The sequence below is a fragment of the Burkholderia sp. AU32262 genome (assembly GCF_020419985.1).
Lineage (GTDB): Bacteria > Pseudomonadota > Gammaproteobacteria > Burkholderiales > Burkholderiaceae > Burkholderia > Burkholderia semiarida.
In genome coordinates, this window is the sequence record NZ_JAIZRS010000002.1 from 138,727 (window position 1) to 154,831 (window position 16,105).

The window sequence follows — 16,105 nt, forward strand, 5'->3', positions numbered from 1 at the left end:
CCTCTGGAGAACCCGATATGTCCGATTCGAATCCGCTGCCGCTGCGCGTGCTGTTCTGCTGCGGCGTGTCGCAGAATTTCTTCGACCTGCCGCGCGAGCGGATCGGCGAAGTGTGGCAGGCGTACGGCGCGATGCTCGCGGCCGTCGAGGCGATGCCCGGCGTGCGCGTGCTCGGCGTGATGGATGACGACCGCCTCGTGGTCGGCCAGGCCGACGGCGCGCCATGGACGTTCTACATCATGGCCGACGTCGCCGATTTCGACACGGCGGTCGCCGTGTGCAACCTGTACCGCACGACGCCCGTCGGCGAATACAACCTGTGGCGCTACGGCAAGATCGAGGCGCGCGTCGGCCGCGCGCTGACCGTGCCGCCGGCCGCGAAGCCCGCGGCGTGAGGCGCGCGATGAGCGACCTGACACTCGCCGCGATCGACGCGCTCGCGCGGCGCGTCGCGGCGCTCGACGCCAAGCGCGCGGTGCGCGCGACGATCACGCGGTACATGGCGCTGTGCGACGTACCCGGCGATGCGGGAGCGGGCCCGTCGCTGGCCGAACTGTTCACGACCGACGCCGTGTGGGAAGGCATCGGCCTGCAGTATGCAAGGAAATTCGGCCGCGTCGAAGGCACCGCCGCGATCGTCGCGATGCTCGGCCGCTATCTGCCGCCCGATCCGCATTTCGCGGCGAACCTGCACTTCCTGACGTCGGAGTCGATCGAGATCGGCGCCGGCCATGCAAGCGCACGCGGCCGCTGGGTCATGCTGCAGGCGTCGCGCTACGCGGACGGCTCGGCCGAGCTGATCGCCGCGCGGCTGACCGTCGATTTCGCGCCGGCCGCCGGCGGCTCCGCCTGGCTGATCCGCCATTTCCGCACCGAACGCGTGCTCGACGGCCCGTGGCCGCTCGCCGCCGCGCCACGGTCCTGATGTTTCCCGCCGCTTTCGCACGATACCGACCATGACAGGCTTCATCGACACTTTCACGCTCGGCGGCCCGGGCCCGACGATCGCGATCAAGGACACGATCGACGTCGCTGGCCATCCGACCCGCGCGGCGAGCCGCGCGCTCGCCGACGCGCCGCCCGCCGTACGCCACGCGGACGTGGTCCGCCTGCTGCTCGACGCCGGCTGGCAGATCGCCGGCAAGGCGAACATGCACGAGCTCGCGTTCGGCATGACCGGCATCAACGACTACACGGGCACACCCGTCAATCCGCAGGACGCCTCGCGCATTCCGGGCGGCTCGTCGAGCGGCTCCGCGTCGCTCGTCGGGCTGCGCACTGTCGATGCGGCGCTCGGCACCGATACCGGCGGCTCGATTCGCGGGCCGGCCGCCTGCTGCGGCGTGGCCGGGCTCAAGCCCACGTTCGGGCGTGTGTCGCGGCGCGGCGTCGCGCCCGCGGAAACCACGCTCGATTGCGTCGGGCCGTTCGCCCGCGACCTCCGCACGCTCGTCGCGGTGATGGCCGCGATCGCGCCGGGCTTCGATCGTGCGCAGGCGACGGCCTCCGTTGAAGGCTGCACGGTCGCTCGACTCGCCGTGGAAGCCGATCCGGCGATCGCCGCCGCGCTCGACGCGGCCGTTCGCGCATCGGGCCTGCGCTCGCACACGGTCGTGCTCGATGCAATGCCGGCCGCGTTCGCTGCGGGGCTCACCGTGATCAACGCGGAAACGTCGCGCGCGTTCGGCCATCTGGTCGCGACCGGCAAACTCGGCGCCGATCTCGATGCACGATTGCGTGCGGCCGCAACGACCGCGCCTGCGGCATTGAAGGAAGCCGAGGCCGTGCGCGCACGCTTCGCCGCGCAGGTCGATGCCGCGCTCGAACACGCGGACGTGCTGGTGCTGCCGACGCTGCCCGCGCTGCCGATCACGCTGCAGCAGGCCCGCGACGGCGTATCGGTGATCGCGATGTCGTCGCTGATCCGGCCGTTCAACCTGAGCGGCCATCCCGCGCTCAGCCTGCCGCTGCCGCTCGCCGATTCACCGGTGAAGGCCGGCTTGCAGATCGTCGGGCGCAAGGGCGCGGACGAACGGGTCTGCGCGATCGCGGCACACTTCGAAGCGGCGCTGGCCGCATGAACCACGAAGCAGGGGCCGCCTTCACCGGCGTGCGCCCACGAACCACGGAACACCACACCATGTCAGACCGAGTCGTCCTCGTCACCGGCGCCGCGCGCGGGCTCGGCGCCGTCATCGCCGAACGCTTCCATGCGGCCGGCTACCGCGTCGCGCTGGCCGACATCGCGGCCGATGCCGTTCATGCGCATGCGCGCGAGCTCGATCCGGGCGGCGAACGCGCGATCGCGCTGCCGCTCGACGTCACGTCGAAACGCGATTTCGAAGCGGCGCGCGATGTGCTCGTCGCGCGCTGGGGCGCGATCGACGTGCTCGTCAACAACGCGGGCGCATCGAAGGTCGTGCCGGCGATGGAGATCACGGCCGAGCAGTTCGACCAGGTAATCGACGTGAACCTGCGCAGCGTGCTGTTCGGCTGCCAGGTGTTCGGCCAGTATTTCGCGCGGCGCGGCGCGGGCCGCATCGTCAACATCGCGTCGCTCGCCGGGCAGAACGGCGGCTCGGCCACGGGCGCGCACTATGCGGCCGCGAAAGGCGGCACGCTGACGCTGACCAAGGTGTTCGCGCGCGATCTCGCCGCGCAGGGCGTGACCGTCAACGCGATCTCGCCGGGCCCGCTCGATCTGCCGATCGTGTACGAAAGCGTCGCGCCCGACAAGCTGCGTCAGGTGCTCGCGAGCCTGCCGGGCGGCAAGCTCGGGTCGGCCGCTTTCGTTGCGGATGCAGCCGTATTGCTCGCGTCGGGCGACGCGCATTTCGCGAACGGCGCATGCTGGGACATCAACGGCGGGCTGTACATGCGCTGAACGCGCCGAACCTCATCGCGACGGCTCACCGTCGTCGCCCCACACGACCATCACGTCGCGCACGAGCGCGGCGATCGACGTCGCGCCGAGCTTCTCCTTGATGCTCGCGCGATGCACGTCGACCGTCTTCACGCTGATCGACAGATCGGATGCGATCTGCTTGCTGCCCTTGCCGTCCACGACGCCGCGCAGCACTTCCTTCTCGCGCGCGGTCAGCGCATCGAGCCGCTGGCGCAGTTCACGGTGGCGCTGGCTCACCGCATGCCGCTGCTGCGCGAGCCGCAACGCACGCTGCACGCGCTCGAGCATCTGCTGCGAGTTGTACGGCTTCTCGACGAAATCGATCGCCCCGTTCTGCAGCGCGCGCACCGACATCGGAATGTCGCCGTGCCCGCTGACGAAGATCACCGGCAGCGTCGCGCCGCGCGCGTTCAGTTCGGCCTGCACGTCGAAGCCGCTTTTCTCCGGCATCCGCACGTCGAGCACGAGGCACGCAGGCAGGTTCACGTCGAAGCGCGCGAGAAAATCGGCGGCGCTCGCGAATCCCTCGGACGCGATGCCGACCGATTCGAGCAGCCACGCGAGCGACGTCCGCATGCCGCCGTCGTCGTCGACGATGTATACGATCGGTGCGGGTGACGTCATCGCGGGGGTCTCGCTGAATATCGGTATCGGTATCGCACGCGCGGCGCGCAACGCCGGTGGCCGGCGTGGCGCAAGCGTCGTTCGCTGGGGGTGTGCGGCACATCATAACGAGCCGAAAACCCGCTGCAAACCCCTGGACGTGCCGCACGAACGCACAATCGCGGCTTTTTTTGCGCGCGGCTGCGCGCGTCTAGGTAGAACCTTTAGACGCGTTGGCAGGAACGCCATCCCGATCGTCAATCGTGCGAATGGTCGGCCGCCTTTTCGCGACGTACGCTTGGGTCATCGTCGGCGATCCGGCGCTGCCCTCGCAGCGCCGCGCGGTTCGCCGCTTTCGTCCAATCAGGAGCGCCCATGTCTTCCACGACCGATATCCAGCGACCGCCGCGCGTCGAGCCGACCGACGCGCAGAAGGCCTTCCGCCAGGCGATGGCCCACCTCGGTGCGGCCGTCAACGTGATCACCACCGCGGGGCCGCACGGCCGCTGCGGGATCACCGCGAGCGCCGTGTGTTCCGTCACCGATGCGCCGCCGACGCTGCTCGTGTGCCTGAACCGGTCGAGCGCGATGCACGCGACCTTCGAGCGCAACCGTCAGGTGTGCATCAACGTGCTGCCGGCCGAGCACGAACTGCTCGCGCGACACTTCGCGGGGCTCACCGACCTGCCGATGGAACAGCGCTTCCAGTTGCCCGTATGGGATCGCGGCGAACAGGACGTGCCGGTGCTGCGCGATGCGCTCGCGAGCCTGCAGGGCACGATCGCCGAGATGAAGGAAGTCGGCTCGCACTCGGTGATGTTCATCGAGGCGACGTCGATTCGCGTGCGCGACGACGGCGACAGCCTCATCTACTTCAGCCGTGCATTTCATCGCGTGTCGCGCGCCGCGTGCGTGCGGTGACGTTCGCGCGACTACGCGGACGTGCTGCACAGCGCGCGCTGCCCGGCCGCGAGCGCGGCGCCCGCGAACAGCGTCAGCGCCGAATACACGAGCCCGCGCGCAAGGCCCGCGCTGTCCGACACCCACCCGATCGCGACCGGCCCCGCGATCTGCCCGAATGCGAAGACCGTCGTGAACGCGCTGATGCCCTTCGCCCAGCCGTCGGGCGGCAGGTTGTGCCGCACGAAGGCCGTCGTCGACGCGACCGCCGACAGGAACGTCGCGCCGAACAGCAAGCCCGACGCGAACGCGGCAGCCGGATGCACGAACAGCGCGGGCATCAGCGTCGCGACGCCGAGCAGCGCGTTGAGCACGGCGAGCGCCTGGCCGCCGCGCATCCGGTCGAGCAACCCCGACCACAACCGCGCGGACACGACGGTCGCGATCCCGAGCATCACATAGAACGCGGCGACCACCGTGCCGCTCATCCCCGCGCCGCGCAGCAGCGCGACGATGAACGTCATGTAGCCGATATAGCCGACGCCGAACAGGCCGTAGCCGGCCAGCGCGAGCGCGAAGCGGGCCGGGCTCGCGGTCACCGCCGGTTTCGCGCCGTCGGCGTCGGCCTGCCTCACCGGCGCCGCATGTGCCTGCTCGATGCGGCGTGCCGCCGACACGGCCACCGCCGAGAACAGCACGCATGCCGTCGCGAGCGCGAACCACGCGGGTTGCCAGCTGTGCATGCGCGGCACGAGCGTGGCCGGCACGAGCAAAGACGACGCGACGATGCCCCATCCCGTGCCGCCGTAATAAAGGCCGAGCAGCAGCCCCGCGTCGCGCGGCGACGCGGATGCGAGCCGCGCGGCCAGCACGCCGCCGCTGATGAAGATCGATGCGCTGCCGACACCCGTTGCCAGCCGCTGCGCCAGCAGCGCGTGCATGTCCGACGTGAGCCCGCCCGCGGCCATCAGCACGGCGGTCAACGCGCAGCCGGCCGCGAGCAGCGTGCCCGCGCGCCAGCGCCGCGACAGCAGCGGGAATGCCAGCGCGCCGATCAGGTAGCCGGCCGCGTTCGCCGTGTTCAGCGCGCCGGCCTGCGCGAACGTCCAGCCGAGATCGGCCTTCATCGGCGGCAGCAGCAGCGCGTACGAAAAGCGTGCGAGGCCAAGCGCGATCGCGCTGCCGAGCGACAGGCCGATCGCGAGCCGCCATGCGGCCATGCGGCCGGGATCGGTTGCGCCGGCGTCCGGCCGCGAGCGGCCGGCACGCTCCGGTTGCGGCACTGCACGCATCGGGGGTGTCTCCTTCGTTGTTCGATTCCGGGGCTTCCGCCGCCATCGGTCGATCATACTGGAGCCGCCGTGAAACCGGCGCGCGCACGCGGCAAAATCGCGACGGCTGGGGCGCCCGCCCCCCTCTGTCCGACACAACGGCGGGAATAAGCCGAAGGTCGGCCGGCGCTGACCCGCACTACCGCCCGAGTCCGGCCGCAAACGCCGCAAGCAGGGCGCGCCCTTCCGACCATCCGCCCAACCCGGACGCCGCGTTCAGATGGCCGCGTGCGCCGAGCAGAAGCGGCGTCGCGCCCTGTTCCGTTGCCCATTCGAGCGCGCGCCCGGATGGATCGTAAGGATCGTCCGCGCTCGCGATCGCCAGCACCGGCACGCGCCCGAACGAACGCTTCGGCAGGTTCGCGAACGCGGCGGCGGCAACCGGAAAGCGCGGCCCTTGCGGGTCGGGCACGGCCACGAGAAACGCGCCGCGCACCGCGCGCGCCGACGCGGCATGCCAATGTGCGAACAACAGACAACCCAGCGAGTGACAAACCACGAGCGGCGGCGCCCCGGCATTCGCGACGGCCGCGTCCAGCGCCGCCGTCCAGTCGGCCAGGTCGGGCGCCTCCCACGAAGCCGGCGCGATGCGCGCGGCGCCGGGCAACGCCGCCTCCCAGTGGCTCTGCCAATGATCCGGTCCCGAATTACCGATACCCGGCACGATCACGATCGCTTGCTCCATCACGCCCTCCGTCAACGCAAAGCCGGCAGTGTGGCGGTGCGCCGGTCGGCATGGAATGGCAAGTCATCGGTTATTGAGCCAGAATGCCGATGAATCAACGGTACTGGAGGACCGTCATGCCGGACGAAGCACTCGATCGCCTGGATCTTGCGATCCTCGAAGCGCTGCAGGAGAACGCGCGGACGCCGCTGTCGGAAGTGGGCAGGCGTATCGGGCTGTCGCAGCCCGCGACGTCGGAGCGCGTGAAGCGGCTGGAAGAACGCGGCATCATCGCCGGCTACGGCGCACGGATCGATCCGGCGGCACTGGGCTTGGGCATGATGGCCATCATCCGGCTGAAAACGACCCACGAGCACATCAAGCCGGCGCTGCGCACGTTTGCCGAGATGCCGCATGTGATCGAAGTCCATCGCATGACCGGCGAGGATTGCTTTCTGCTGAAGGTGCTGGTGCCGACACCGGGCCAACTCGAAACCCTCATCGATGCGATTGCCCGCTTCGGCGCGGTCACGACTTCACTGGTGCTGCGCTCCGAGCCGACGAAGGCGATCGGCAAGGCGTTGCTCGGATGACGCTCGCATGCGGCTTTCTTCAATGACATGAAACGCAGCAATTCCGGCAATTGAATCCAAATTAAAAATGATCGAATTCATTTCGGCGATCCGAATTCGATTCACCAAAAAAAGATGCGTGATCCGCCTGTCGTTTTATCCGGTTTTTTCCAATATTTGAACCGAAAACGCCATTGTTTAGCACGCTTCCGCTAAAAACCTTGCAACGCATTGCTTTCGTAAATTCATCCGACTAATATCGACGCCACTCGTCCGGCATTCACAAAATATCGAACGAGGAGCGGGATTGTTTTTTCCGCGCTTTCATGTTGAATCACTCATGTTCACCACAGGAGAATTGACATGCAGGAAACCCAGCAAATCGAATTGCTTGACTGGATGCAGGAAGACACGCACCCCGAGGCCGTCGACATGATGGTCGAGGACGCCGTGGTGCCGTTCGGCACCGCGCTCTGGCCGGTCTGAGCGGGCCACCCGTTCTCGCGGAAGGGCCGCGGCCCTTCCGCCGCTTCCGGAGATACGCATGCTGAACCTGCACCGCGCGCTCGGTTTTCACCCGGCGCTGCGCGACAAGCTGGCACGCGGCGAATCGGGAAAACTGCTGGTCGGCTACGACGCCCGCAATCGCGACATCGCGTTGCGCGCCTTTTCCGCCCTGCCCGATTCGCTTGACGCGACCACCCTCTGCCTCGAAAGCACCCCACCCGCCGACATCGCCGCCGCACTCGGCGACGCCGACCTGTTCGTGCTGCTGTACGACTCATCGTGCCTGCCGACGCCTTCTCCGAGCGGGCCGCCGTTCCTCGCCGCGATCCGCCCCGCGATCGTCGAGCACTGGAGCAAATCGGTTTTATTCAAGGATTACGGCCCGCATCTCGACGAGGCGTTCGCCGAATCGCTCGACGACATCGCCGCACGCAACGGCCGGCTGATCGAGGCGGCCGCGCGCGCGTCGCAGATCCGCTTCATCGACGAAGCCGGCAACACGCTGACGGGCTCGCTCGCGCCGGACCAGAAATGGACGAGCGTGGACGGCATGGGCAATCTCGACGTCGTGCCCGGCGAGATCGCGACGCACGTGACCGACCTGAACGGCTCGGTCGTGTTCAGCGGCACGTTTCTCGGCACCGTGCCGTTCGCGATCAAGTACAAGGTGGCCGAGCGGCTCGCGACGCTGCACGTCGAGCACAGCACGATCGTCGATTTCGACACCGACGATGCAGGCTTCCGCCGCGATTTCTCGACCTATCTCGACCGGCACGCGAATCACCGGCGGATCGAGGAATTCGGCATCGGCACGAACCTCGGGATTCGCGGGCTGTACGGCCGCAACGCAGGGTTCGAGGAACGCCACCCCGGGCTGCATCTCGGGCTCGGCGGCGGCGAAAACGGCAGCCACCATCTCGACCTGATCTTCGCGCGCGGCACGCTCGCGCTCGACGAGCGGATCGTGTTCGACGGCGCGTTCGCCGTCTGACGCGGCGGCGATTGCCGGCTCAGGCTTCGGCGGCCGCCGCGTCGCCGAGCCATTTGAACATCACGAAGCAGTCGACGAAGCCGAGCCGCGCGTGACGGTATGCGCGCGGCAGCCGGCCGACGATCTCGAACCCGAGCTTCTGCCACAGCGCGACCGCGACCTCGTTCGTCGCGACCACCGAATTGAACTGCATCGCGAGGAAACCGCGCTCGCGTGCGACCTGCTGCGAGTGTTCGCACATCAGGCGCGCGACGCCGCGTCCGCGCGCGGCCTCGCTCACCATGTAGCCGCAGTTGCACACGTGCTTGCCCGGCCCGGCCGCGTTCGCCTTCAGGTAGTACGAGCCGAGCAGCACGCCGTCCTCCTCGGCGATCCACGTGCAGAGCGGCGCGTCGAGCCACTGTGCGCGCGCCGCTTCCGGCGTCGGCTCCGGATCGAATGCGTAGGTTTCCTGAGCAGCGACGATGGCGCGGTAGGTCGGCCAGAAGCGTGCGAAATCGTCGTCGGTCATCGGGCGGATCGTGATCATGCGGGTTCTCTCGTGCGGGTGATGTCGGCAGGCAGGCCAGCGATCGTACCGCGATTCATCGACGCTCGCCGGCGCGCAACGCCGCGCTGCAATACGCGCCCGGCGGCACGCCGTACCAGCGCTTGAACGCCTGCGAGAAACTCGACGGCCCGCTGAAGCCGAGCCGCTCGGCGACGACTCGCCCCTCATCACACCATCGACCGTGGCCATTCGGCCGAATCGCCACGCCTCGAACCGGATGAAAGAATGATCTTCGTCCGTGAAGCCGGCATCACTGCCTGAAACCTCGAGCCATGAAGACGCCGCGTGCGTGTCGGCCGCAGCGCCGTCGCGATACGGACCGCCTCGTTCCAGCCACCTTTTTTGTAGCTTATAAGTTACAATGCTTTTCAGGTTCGAACTGCTTCGCTATCAGTGCGACGACGGTCGCGAGCCTTTCACCGAATGGCTGAACGCCGTGCGCGACAAGCTTGCGCAGGCACGGATTCGCGAACGCCTGCGCCGCGTGCAGACCGGCAATTTCGGCGATTGCGAACCGGTCGGCGAAGGCGTGATCGAACTGCGCATCCACGTCGGTGCCGGCTATCGCGTGTACTTCGGCCGGTACGGCGGTGCGCTGATCCCGCTGTTGTCCGGCGGCGACAAGGGTAGCCAACCTGACGACATCAGGCGCGCGACGGAACACTGGTCGAACTGGAAACGGAGGCAAACATGAACAAGCTCAAAGGTGCGGTATCGCACCACGACGCGGAAGTCGCCGAGCTCGGCGCCGACCGCGAACTCGCGGTGGCCTATCTGCGCGTCGCAATGGAGTCGCTCGACGATCCCGACAACCGCGCGGCCGGCCTGCTCGCGCTGCGCACGGTCGCGGAAGCGTACGGCGGGCTCGGCGCGGTCGCGGCCGAGGCCGGCATCAGCCGCGAATCGCTGTATCGCACGCTGTCCCCGAACGGCAACCCGACGCTGAAGACCCTGCTCGCGGTGCTCAAGACCGTCGGCCTGCGCCTGTCCGTCGTTCCCGCACAGCCGTCGCACGCGTAACGGGCGCACGTCACGCCTGCCCGCTCACGGCCTGACCATCCATACGAGCAGCATCTCGCCCGGCGCGGCCGTCATCCCCGCCGGGCGATGCTCGATCGTCGGCTCGACCGCCAAAGCTTGCGCGATCGCCGCCGCATCGTCGATCGTCGTCGTGCGCACGAACGTCATCAGCCGCGCCGGCCGGCGCAGCGTCTCGCGATACAGCGCGCCGTACCACAGCGGGCGCATGCCGAGCGCGTCCTGCAGCACGTACGGATAACGCCAGAGCCGCAGCACGAAGCGGCTGTCCGGGTGGGCCGGATCGACGCGGACGAACACGCGCCGCGTGCTTTCGCCATGCGTATAGCGCGGCAGCACCGGCAGCGCATCGGCCGGCGCCTGCGGCAACAGCCAGCGCAGCGCGGTGGCCGGCGACCAAGGCGTCGCACGCTGCCAGCCGGTCTGCGCGAGATGGCGGTCGAGCGTGTCCGACGTCACGCTCCATTGCAGCGGCAGATACTCCTCGCGGTCGCCGCCGATCTCGGTGCGCCGCGTCGGCACGCGCTGCCACCCGCCGCGCCGCCACTGGTCGACCGTCATCGCGACCACGTCGCCGGCATTCGGGCGCGATGCGCGATCGATCTGCCATTGCGCGGGAACCGTCCATACGCCGGCCGTCGCGAGCACGACCACCATCGCGACGAGCGCGCCTCTCGGCTGCACGTGTTCGCGCACGCGCCAGTACGCGTAGGCGCCGGCGAGCAACGCGAACCACGCGAGCCCGAGGCTCCAGCCGCCCAGCAAACCCGACAACCAGGTATCGCCCACGTACAGCCGCGCAAAACCGCCGAGCACGATCCACAGCACGACCGCCGTCACGACCGGAATGCGCCACGGCGCGGGCCGGTCGCGCGTCAGCACCCAGCCGAGGCCGCTGCTCGCGAGGATCGCGAACGCGGCGTCGGCATCGGGCAGCGGCACGTGCGGCGCGCCGGGCGGCAGGCTCGCCGGCGTCGCGCCGGGCACGCTTGCGCCGAACACCGGCACGAGCACGACGGCGACGCCGACCGTCGCGAGCCACCATGCAGCCGTCAGCCAGCAGCGATGGATCATCAGCCAGACGAGAAATGCGGCCGCGACGATCAGCCCTGTGTCGTGCCCGTGCAGCACGGCGAGCGCGCTCATCGCGGCGTCGACGGGCGGCGTGCGCAGGTTCTGCAGGAACGCGTACAGCGCGATGTCCGCATGCATCAGCGGGTCGTTCGCGACGACGTCCCGCACGATTCCCGCGAACAGCCACACGCAGCCGATGAACAGCAGCGCGAGCACGGGCACCGCGCCCGGCAACGCGCGCAAGCGGGCGATCGCGCCGTGCAATCGCGCGCCAACCCGCGGCCAGCGGTGCGCGCCTGCGTGCACGGCGTCGGCGAGCGCACGGCGCAGCAGCGGCCAGCCGCGCCGCAGCGCGACGCGCACGCCGATCCATACCAGCGCGACCAGCGCGGCCACGACCAGCAGGATGGCGGCGACCCGCACGCTGATCGCCGCGGCCAGTGCGGCCGATGCGCCGAACAGAATGCCGGGCGCGACGTGCACGGGCGCCCACACGAGTGCCGAGATCACGTTGACCGGATAGAACGACCGGCGCGGCAGCGTCGCGCAGCCGACGACGACCGGCACCACCGCCCGCACCGGCGCGAGAAAGCGCGCGAGCACGATGCTCTTCATGCCGTGACGCAACACGAATTCCTCGCCGCGCGCGTACGCGCTCGCGTAGCCGAAGCGCACCCATGCGTTGCGGATCATCCCGCGGTAACGTCGCCCGAGTTCGTAGCTGATCCCGTCGCCGATCACCGCGCCGACGGCCGCGACGCCGATCGTCGCCCATGCATCGAGCGCGCCCGCGCCGATCAGCGCGCCGGCCGCGAACATCACGGCGCCGGCCGGCACGACCGTGCCGATCAGCGCGATCGCCTCGGCGCACGCGGCCACGAATACGATGGCCAGCACGAGCAGCGGATGCGCGCCGATCGCGCCGATCCACGCATGGATCGTGTCGCTCATCGCACACTCCCGAGCGGGGCGGCCCGGTGTGCGAACGCCGGGCCGGCAGGGGCATTGGATACGTTCATCGCAACATGTACACGCTCGGGCCGCCGGCGGGGTTCAGGAGGCAGGGTTGCGGCTCAATCGAACTCGTGCTGCCGCGCGTCGGCCTCGAGCGGCGCATCGTGGTAGCCGACCGTCGCGATCTCGCGCAGGTAGCGCGCAAGAAACGCGCCGATCGAGCCGGCGGCCTCGTATTGATGTACGTGACGGAATTCATGGGTCAGCAGGCGGCGCGTGTCGTGCCCGCGCAGCACGTACACCGCATGACCGAGCGTGAGGCCGATCGTCCCGGGCGACAGCAGCCCGGTCTCGCGGGCGATCTCGGCAAGCGTTGGCGTATCGGGAAACGGCATGCGATCGACCGCCACCACGCGAATGAGGTCCGGCTGCACGACGCCCACCGCGCGCGCATCGTCGGCTTGCGCGGGCGTCAGCGGCGCGCCCCGCGCGAGCCCGCTCGCCGCCTCGGCTTCGGCCCAGGCGAGCGCGGCGGGCAGCGCGGACGGCAGGATATCGGCCAGGTCGATCATCGCGGGCTCCCCGGTTCGCGCAGTGGCATCGCGCACCAGTTTAGTCCCGATTCGGCACGGTTCGCGGGGCGGTTGCGGCGACGGCGCGCCGGGCCGCGTCGGACGTCACGATCCCTCCGGGAATACCCTGATTCGCCCGGGCTGGGGCCGTGCCATTCCGCGTGAATTATTTCGTGTCGGTGGGCATTTCGCGACCCACCATCCTGAAAATTTCGCGAACGAGTACCGTTTTCGGGTTCGGGGGCATATATTGGTCAGAAGAACGGCCGCGGCAACACCCGGACAGCAACGACAGCAGCGCGCGGCGTCATCCCGAAGAGGACCGCTGGAAGATGATCAGGGTAATTCTGGCTGACGATCACGCAGTCATGCGGGACGGACTGCGTCACATCCTGGAAACGGCCGGCGGTTTCGAGATCGTCGGCGAGGCGAGCGACGGCTCCGGCACGCTCGCGCTGGCCGAGCGCGCCGCCGCCGACGTGCTGCTGCTCGACCTGTCGATGCCCGCCCCCACCGGCATCGAGCTGATCCGGCTGGTCAAGCGCCAGGCGCCGTCGCTGCGCACGCTCGTGCTGACGATGCACGCGGAAACGCAGTACGCGGCACGCGCATTCAAGGCCGGCGCCATCGGCTATCTGACGAAGGACAGCGCGACCGCCGAGCTCGTCGAGGCCGTCGGCAAGGTGGCGGCGGGCGGCGTCTACGTGAGCCCGTCCGCGGCCGAAAGCCTCGCTCGCACGTTGCGGGCGCCGGCTCATGCCCTGCCGCACGAGCGACTGTCCGCGCGCGAACTCGACGTGATGCGCCGCATCGTCACGGGCCGGACCGTCACGCAGATCGCGTGCGAACTCGCGCTGAGCGCGAAGACGGTCAGCACGTACAAGACGCGGATCCTCGAGAAGATGGCGCTGCCGCACGAAGCCGCGCTGATCCGCTACGCGGTGCGCCACGATCTCGACCTCGGCACCGACGACGCATGACGGCCGCCTTCCCCCTCCCGCCCGCCCCGCCGCCGTCGGACGACGACGGTCCGGATACGTCGCGCCTGTTCATGTCGTCGCTGCCGCCTGGCCGACGCGAGCGGCGGCTCGCGCTCGCGACGGTGCTCGTCTCGGCCGTGATCTTCGCCGCGCTCGCGCCGTTCGCAGCGATCCCGCTCGCGCCGGGCTGGGCGTTCATTCCCGTGTACCAGTCGGCGATCGTCGTCAACGACATGGTGACGGCCGGCCTGCTGCTCGGCCAGTACGCGATCCTGCGCGAGAAGCCGCTGCTCGTGCTGGCGGGCGGTTACCTGTTCACGGCGTTCATGGCCGGCACGCACATGCTGACCTTCCCCGGCCTGTTCGCGCCCACCGGCCTGCTCGGCGCCGGCGAACAGACCACCGCATGGCTGTACCTGTTCTGGCATGGTGGCTTTCCGCTGTCGGTCGCCGCGTACGCACTGCTGCGCGCGACCTCGCGCGGCCGTGCGGTCCCGGCCCCGCAGCGTCGCGCGGCGATTCCGGTCGTCCTCTGCATCGCGGCCGCAGGCGGCGCGACGGTCGCGCTCACGCTGCTCGCGACCGCCGGCCACGACCTGCTGCCGCGCATCATGAGCGGCAACCGGATGACCGCGACGATGACGAAAGCGATCACGGCCGTCTGGGGGTTGAACCTGGTCGCGCTGATGCTGATGTGGCGGCAGCGGCGGCGCCATTCCGTGCTCGACCTGTGGGTGATGACGGTGCTCGTCGCGTGGCTGTTCGACATCGCGCTGTCGTCGATGCTGAACCACGGGCGCTTCGATCTCGGTTTCTATGCGGGGCGCGCGTACGGTCTCGTTGCATCGGGCGTCGTGCTGTTCGCGATGCTGTTCGAAAACGGCCGGCTGCATGCGCAGACGGTGCGCGCACTGGCGGGCGCCCGCTACCAGCATCTGCTCGTCGCACAGAAAAGCGCGCAGTTGAACGACGCGAACGAACGGCTCGAACAGCGCGTCGCCGCGCGCACCGCGCAACTGAGCGCGTCGAACCGCGACCTGCGGCGCGAAGTCGAGGAGCGCGTGCGTGCCGAGCGGGCGCTGCAGGCATCGCGCGAGGAGCTGCGCGAGATCGCGGCGATCAGCGCCAGCGCGCGCGAAGCCGAGCAGCGCCGCATCGCGCGCGAACTGCACGACGAACTGGCGCAGTCACTCGCGGCGCTGAAGAACGACCTCGAATGGCTGATCGACCGCGTGCCGCAGGACGACGCGTCGCTCGCACGCAAGATCGCGGCGATGCATACGCTCGCACGCGGCGCGGTGGCTGCGACGCGCCGCATCGCGTCCGACCTGCGCCCGCTGATGCTCGACGATCTCGGCTTCGCGGCGGCGATGCAATGGCTCGTGGAGGATTTCCGGCACCGTCACGGGATCGCCTGTTCGCTGCACGTCGAGCCGCCCGAGCTGCAACTCGACGAGCCGTATGCGACGGCCGTGTTCCGCATCGCGCAGGAAGCGCTCGCGAACGTCGCGCGGCACGCGGCCGCGACGCACGCGGCCGTCGAGCTCGTGTGCGGCGGCGAAGCGATCGCGCTGACGATACGCGACGACGGCGCGGGGTTCGATCCCGCGGTGCCGCGCAAGTCGAGTTCGTTCGGGCTGGTGGGGTTGCGCGAGCGCGCGTATCTGGTCGGCGGCACGCTGCGGATCGCGACGACGCTCGGCGAAGGCACGACGGTGGAGGTGGATATTCCGGTGGCGTCCGTGCATGCGGCGATTGTGCATGAAGGACCCGGCGCGTTGCGGACGAAAGGCTAGAGCGGTCAAAGCAACGGTAGCGGGATGCTGCCGCGAGGGGTCAGTGGTAGTCCTCTTCGCGCTGATGCCGAACGGCCAAGACCGTGACTTGTTCTGCACTTTCGATCTCGAACAGGAGCACATAGCCCGACGTGCCGAAGGAAACGATGAGTTCACGCAGGAAGGGATTGCTCGCATCCAGCTTGCGGCAGGTAAACGGAAACAATCGCAACATGGCCACACCTCGTTCGATCGCTTCCAACGCCCTCGCTGCCGCTTCCTCATCACGTTCGACGAGATATCGATACAGTCGCACCAAGTCTTCGCGCGCCGCACGCGTATATCTGACTTGGTAACTCAATCCGCCGCCTTCTTCGAACGAGCCGCTTTCAGCATGGACTCGAGCTCGCGCTGAACGTCGGCGGCATCGATGTATTCGCCCGTGCGTCGCGCCTCGTCGCGAGACGCCAAACCTCGTGCGACGAACTCGCGCTGCAAGCGTCGCCGAGCGATGCCATCACGCAACGCCGACTCCATGAACGCAGACAGCGTCTCGTTTTCCGCAAGAACTGATTCCGCTTCCTCGCGCAACTGCGGATCGACTCGCAGCGCGGGCATCGTGGCCGTTTTCATCGCACCCTCCATGCATTACATATGTAATACATGGTAGCACATCGGCCCGAATCGAC

Annotated in this window: 20 protein-coding genes and 1 pseudogene; 12 read left to right on the forward strand and 9 right to left on the reverse strand. The window is 68.8% G+C overall.

What is annotated here, in order from left to right:
* Positions 1-17: 17 nt before the first annotated feature.
* The 4 genes from LGN10_RS02240 to LGN10_RS02255 are packed head-to-tail and all read left to right on the forward strand — an operon-like array spanning position 18 to position 2,884.
* Positions 18-395 carry a hypothetical protein gene (locus LGN10_RS02240; RefSeq protein ID WP_060967914.1) on the forward strand — a complete coding sequence of 126 codons (378 nt, stop codon included), beginning with the start codon at positions 18-20 and terminating at the stop codon, positions 393-395.
* 8 nt (positions 396-403) lie between these two features.
* On the forward strand, positions 404-925 hold the full coding sequence (locus LGN10_RS02245; RefSeq protein ID WP_226221515.1) for a nuclear transport factor 2 family protein: 522 nt from the start codon (positions 404-406) through the stop codon (positions 923-925).
* Between the two features lie 31 nt (positions 926-956).
* The gene (locus LGN10_RS02250; RefSeq protein ID WP_226221517.1) at positions 957-2,081 is read left to right on the forward strand and encodes an amidase; all 1,125 of its coding nucleotides are present in this window, start codon (positions 957-959) and stop codon (positions 2,079-2,081) included.
* A gap of 59 nt (positions 2,082-2,140) precedes the next feature.
* Positions 2,141-2,884, forward strand: a complete 744-nt coding sequence (locus tag LGN10_RS02255; RefSeq protein WP_226221519.1) for an SDR family NAD(P)-dependent oxidoreductase — start codon at positions 2,141-2,143, stop codon at positions 2,882-2,884.
* A 12-nt stretch (positions 2,885-2,896) separates the two neighbouring features.
* Here the strand turns inward: LGN10_RS02255 and LGN10_RS02260 are convergent, their stop codons facing one another.
* On the reverse strand, positions 2,897-3,529 hold the full coding sequence (locus LGN10_RS02260) for a response regulator transcription factor (protein ID WP_226221521.1): 633 nt from the start codon (positions 3,527-3,529) through the stop codon (positions 2,897-2,899).
* A gap of 354 nt (positions 3,530-3,883) precedes the next feature.
* Between LGN10_RS02260 and hpaC the strand changes: the two genes are divergently transcribed.
* The gene (gene hpaC, locus LGN10_RS02265) at positions 3,884-4,429 is read left to right on the forward strand and encodes a 4-hydroxyphenylacetate 3-monooxygenase, reductase component (protein ID WP_059580098.1); all 546 of its coding nucleotides are present in this window, start codon (positions 3,884-3,886) and stop codon (positions 4,427-4,429) included.
* A gap of 11 nt (positions 4,430-4,440) precedes the next feature.
* Here the strand turns inward: hpaC and LGN10_RS02270 are convergent, their stop codons facing one another.
* Positions 4,441-5,700, reverse strand: coding sequence for a YbfB/YjiJ family MFS transporter (locus LGN10_RS02270; protein WP_226221523.1), 1,260 nt, complete (start codon positions 5,698-5,700; stop codon positions 4,441-4,443).
* Between the two features lie 178 nt (positions 5,701-5,878).
* A complete protein-coding gene (locus tag LGN10_RS02275; RefSeq protein WP_059640318.1) occupies positions 5,879-6,424 on the reverse strand; it encodes an RBBP9/YdeN family alpha/beta hydrolase in 546 nt (181 codons plus the stop codon).
* Between the two features lie 116 nt (positions 6,425-6,540).
* On the opposite strand from LGN10_RS02275, the gene LGN10_RS02280 reads away from it, so the two are divergent.
* The 3 genes from LGN10_RS02280 to LGN10_RS02285 all read left to right on the forward strand — a co-directional run bounded on the left by LGN10_RS02280 (position 6,541) and on the right by LGN10_RS02285 (position 8,473).
* The gene (locus tag LGN10_RS02280) at positions 6,541-6,996 is read left to right on the forward strand and encodes an Lrp/AsnC family transcriptional regulator (RefSeq protein WP_059580088.1); all 456 of its coding nucleotides are present in this window, start codon (positions 6,541-6,543) and stop codon (positions 6,994-6,996) included.
* 342 nt (positions 6,997-7,338) lie between these two features.
* Entirely contained in the window at positions 7,339-7,461 is a 123-nt protein-coding gene (locus LGN10_RS33455; RefSeq protein ID WP_006479692.1) for a hypothetical protein, read from the forward strand.
* Positions 7,462-7,519: 58 nt separating this feature from the next.
* A complete protein-coding gene (locus LGN10_RS02285) occupies positions 7,520-8,473 on the forward strand; it encodes a hypothetical protein (RefSeq protein WP_059580086.1) in 954 nt (317 codons plus the stop codon).
* 19 nt (positions 8,474-8,492) lie between these two features.
* Here the strand turns inward: LGN10_RS02285 and LGN10_RS02290 are convergent, their stop codons facing one another.
* Entirely contained in the window at positions 8,493-9,002 is a 510-nt protein-coding gene (locus LGN10_RS02290) for a GNAT family N-acetyltransferase (protein WP_059580082.1), read from the reverse strand.
* A 55-nt stretch (positions 9,003-9,057) separates the two neighbouring features.
* A pseudogene (locus tag LGN10_RS02295) lies at positions 9,058-9,177 on the reverse strand (helix-turn-helix domain-containing protein); the annotation flags it as partial.
* A 207-nt stretch (positions 9,178-9,384) separates the two neighbouring features.
* Between LGN10_RS02295 and LGN10_RS02300 the strand changes: the two are divergent.
* Together LGN10_RS02300 and LGN10_RS02305 are read left to right on the forward strand one after the other, a co-directional pair.
* On the forward strand, positions 9,385-9,717 hold the full coding sequence (locus LGN10_RS02300; protein WP_226221525.1) for a type II toxin-antitoxin system RelE/ParE family toxin: 333 nt from the start codon (positions 9,385-9,387) through the stop codon (positions 9,715-9,717).
* Positions 9,714-10,043: a DNA-binding protein gene (locus LGN10_RS02305; RefSeq protein WP_006479699.1), complete on the forward strand. Its 330-nt coding sequence runs from the start codon at positions 9,714-9,716 to the stop codon at positions 10,041-10,043. Before LGN10_RS02300 ends, LGN10_RS02305 begins: the two co-directional genes overlap by 4 nt.
* A gap of 24 nt (positions 10,044-10,067) precedes the next feature.
* On the opposite strand, the gene LGN10_RS02310 is transcribed toward LGN10_RS02305, so the two are convergent.
* Together LGN10_RS02310 and LGN10_RS02315 are read right to left on the reverse strand one after the other, a co-directional pair.
* On the reverse strand, positions 10,068-12,086 hold the full coding sequence (locus LGN10_RS02310; RefSeq protein ID WP_226221527.1) for a VTT domain-containing protein: 2,019 nt from the start codon (positions 12,084-12,086) through the stop codon (positions 10,068-10,070).
* Positions 12,087-12,208: 122 nt separating this feature from the next.
* The gene (locus LGN10_RS02315) at positions 12,209-12,661 is read right to left on the reverse strand and encodes a hypothetical protein (RefSeq protein WP_089465398.1); all 453 of its coding nucleotides are present in this window, start codon (positions 12,659-12,661) and stop codon (positions 12,209-12,211) included.
* Between the two features lie 332 nt (positions 12,662-12,993).
* On the opposite strand from LGN10_RS02315, the gene LGN10_RS02320 reads away from it, so the two are divergent.
* Positions 12,994-13,641, forward strand: coding sequence for a response regulator transcription factor (locus tag LGN10_RS02320; RefSeq protein ID WP_059580324.1), 648 nt, complete (start codon positions 12,994-12,996; stop codon positions 13,639-13,641).
* Positions 13,638-15,437: a sensor histidine kinase gene (locus LGN10_RS02325; protein ID WP_226221528.1), complete on the forward strand. Its 1,800-nt coding sequence runs from the start codon at positions 13,638-13,640 to the stop codon at positions 15,435-15,437. Before LGN10_RS02320 ends, LGN10_RS02325 begins: the two co-directional genes overlap by 4 nt.
* A gap of 40 nt (positions 15,438-15,477) precedes the next feature.
* Here the strand turns inward: LGN10_RS02325 and LGN10_RS02330 are convergent, their stop codons facing one another.
* Positions 15,478-15,777: a type II toxin-antitoxin system RelE/ParE family toxin gene (locus tag LGN10_RS02330; protein ID WP_059580066.1), complete on the reverse strand. Its 300-nt coding sequence runs from the start codon at positions 15,775-15,777 to the stop codon at positions 15,478-15,480.
* Positions 15,774-16,049: a YlcI/YnfO family protein gene (locus LGN10_RS02335; RefSeq protein WP_059580322.1), complete on the reverse strand. Its 276-nt coding sequence runs from the start codon at positions 16,047-16,049 to the stop codon at positions 15,774-15,776. Before LGN10_RS02335 ends, LGN10_RS02330 begins: the two co-directional genes overlap by 4 nt.
* Between the last annotated feature and the right edge of the window lie 56 nt (positions 16,050-16,105).

What these genes read in the sequence shown, in the direction of transcription:
- LGN10_RS02240 (WP_060967914.1), top strand. Translation starts at nt 18, where the DNA reads ATGTCCGATTCGAATCCGCTGCCGCTGCGCGTGCTGTTCTGCTGCGGC.
- LGN10_RS02245 (WP_226221515.1), top strand. Translation starts at nt 404, where the DNA reads ATGAGCGACCTGACACTCGCCGCGATCGACGCGCTCGCGCGGCGCGTC.
- LGN10_RS02250 (WP_226221517.1), top strand. Translation starts at nt 957, where the DNA reads ATGACAGGCTTCATCGACACTTTCACGCTCGGCGGCCCGGGCCCGACG.
- LGN10_RS02255 (WP_226221519.1), top strand. Translation starts at nt 2,141, where the DNA reads ATGTCAGACCGAGTCGTCCTCGTCACCGGCGCCGCGCGCGGGCTCGGC.
- LGN10_RS02260 (WP_226221521.1), bottom strand. Translation starts at nt 3,529, where the DNA reads ATGACGTCACCCGCACCGATCGTATACATCGTCGACGACGACGGCGGC.
- hpaC (WP_059580098.1), top strand. Translation starts at nt 3,884, where the DNA reads ATGTCTTCCACGACCGATATCCAGCGACCGCCGCGCGTCGAGCCGACC.
- LGN10_RS02270 (WP_226221523.1), bottom strand. Translation starts at nt 5,700, where the DNA reads ATGCGTGCAGTGCCGCAACCGGAGCGTGCCGGCCGCTCGCGGCCGGAC.
- LGN10_RS02275 (WP_059640318.1), bottom strand. Translation starts at nt 6,424, where the DNA reads ATGGAGCAAGCGATCGTGATCGTGCCGGGTATCGGTAATTCGGGACCG.
- LGN10_RS02280 (WP_059580088.1), top strand. Translation starts at nt 6,541, where the DNA reads ATGCCGGACGAAGCACTCGATCGCCTGGATCTTGCGATCCTCGAAGCG.
- LGN10_RS33455 (WP_006479692.1), top strand. Translation starts at nt 7,339, where the DNA reads ATGCAGGAAACCCAGCAAATCGAATTGCTTGACTGGATGCAGGAAGAC.
- LGN10_RS02285 (WP_059580086.1), top strand. Translation starts at nt 7,520, where the DNA reads ATGCTGAACCTGCACCGCGCGCTCGGTTTTCACCCGGCGCTGCGCGAC.
- LGN10_RS02290 (WP_059580082.1), bottom strand. Translation starts at nt 9,002, where the DNA reads ATGATCACGATCCGCCCGATGACCGACGACGATTTCGCACGCTTCTGG.
- LGN10_RS02300 (WP_226221525.1), top strand. Translation starts at nt 9,385, where the DNA reads ATGCTTTTCAGGTTCGAACTGCTTCGCTATCAGTGCGACGACGGTCGC.
- LGN10_RS02305 (WP_006479699.1), top strand. Translation starts at nt 9,714, where the DNA reads ATGAACAAGCTCAAAGGTGCGGTATCGCACCACGACGCGGAAGTCGCC.
- LGN10_RS02310 (WP_226221527.1), bottom strand. Translation starts at nt 12,086, where the DNA reads ATGAGCGACACGATCCATGCGTGGATCGGCGCGATCGGCGCGCATCCG.
- LGN10_RS02315 (WP_089465398.1), bottom strand. Translation starts at nt 12,661, where the DNA reads ATGATCGACCTGGCCGATATCCTGCCGTCCGCGCTGCCCGCCGCGCTC.
- LGN10_RS02320 (WP_059580324.1), top strand. Translation starts at nt 12,994, where the DNA reads ATGATCAGGGTAATTCTGGCTGACGATCACGCAGTCATGCGGGACGGA.
- LGN10_RS02325 (WP_226221528.1), top strand. Translation starts at nt 13,638, where the DNA reads ATGACGGCCGCCTTCCCCCTCCCGCCCGCCCCGCCGCCGTCGGACGAC.
- LGN10_RS02335 (WP_059580322.1), bottom strand. Translation starts at nt 16,049, where the DNA reads ATGAAAACGGCCACGATGCCCGCGCTGCGAGTCGATCCGCAGTTGCGC.